This is a genomic window from Thermoplasma sp. Kam2015, assembly GCF_003205235.1.
Lineage (GTDB): Archaea > Thermoplasmatota > Thermoplasmata > Thermoplasmatales > Thermoplasmataceae > Thermoplasma.
This window is the reverse complement of record NZ_QJSM01000050.1, coordinates 1-774: the sequence shown is the minus strand read 5'-3', so window position 1 is coordinate 774 and position 774 is coordinate 1. Positions and strand designations below refer to the sequence as shown.

Sequence of the window (774 nt, the reverse complement as noted above, 5' to 3'; positions counted from 1 at the left end):
ATAATGCAGCAGGCATCCTACGTGGACAGTATGATATCCTACCTCATGGCCTGACGCATCATGTATGTTTATAAACAAAGCTGTAAGTTTGAGGGAAGTGGTAAAACTCCCTCTTCGTACAAGAGATGCACGGACTTCCCCTAATAGAATGATTTATGAACTGTCTTCCCATATTTTTTTGTATCATCCACGATAAGCAGGTGGAAAAGATGATTGAAGCCTACGGCGAAGCCGGTTGGATCCCGCAAAGCGGAACCATATCTGTGGCAATTGGGACAGCCCAATTCTCTAGTGAGACAATCGATTTCCTTCTCAATATTTCTGAAATTGAAGCAGAGGAGAAAACGATCCGGTTTAGAAGGCCGTTGTCATTCATAGTCAAATATGATGAATACGGCTTTTTTAACGTGGACGATGATCTCATTTCCATTCACGAGAGTGATGCAGATTTCAACAGACTGGTGAATAAAGTCAGAGAGGATCTGGAGATACAATGGGAGGATATTGTAATGGCCGACGACAAGGACCTATACGATGATGCGGTGAAGCTCAAAAGGCATCTCCTATCCCTAAAAGAGTCAGCTGCTCCCCGCTAAAGCTTCGGAGGGGCTGACGCCACCAATTATCTTTTGATGATCTTACCGTTCAGGCTGTAACTGTACCCTCTTTTGTCGTCCTTCTTCCTGGTGACCAGATCCTTGGCCATCAGGTTGTCAAGCCTGATCTCAACCGTTCTGAGCGTGACGTCGATGTTCTGCTTCCTCATCTCTTCAA

At 45.1% G+C, this 774-nt stretch carries 1 protein-coding gene; it reads left to right on the top strand.

Annotated elements, in window-relative coordinates; translation table 11 throughout:
- Nucleotides 1–209 precede the first annotated feature (209 nt).
- Complete coding sequence (locus tag DMB44_RS09135) at nt 210–596, top strand: hypothetical protein (protein WP_153280223.1); 387 nt, start codon at nt 210–212, stop codon at nt 594–596.
- Nucleotides 597–774: the final 178 nt, after the last annotated feature.

Excerpts from the sequence above, each read along its gene's own strand:
- DMB44_RS09135 (WP_153280223.1), top strand. The coding sequence starts at position 210 with ATGATTGAAGCCTACGGCGAAGCCGGTTGGATCCCGCAAAGCGGAACC.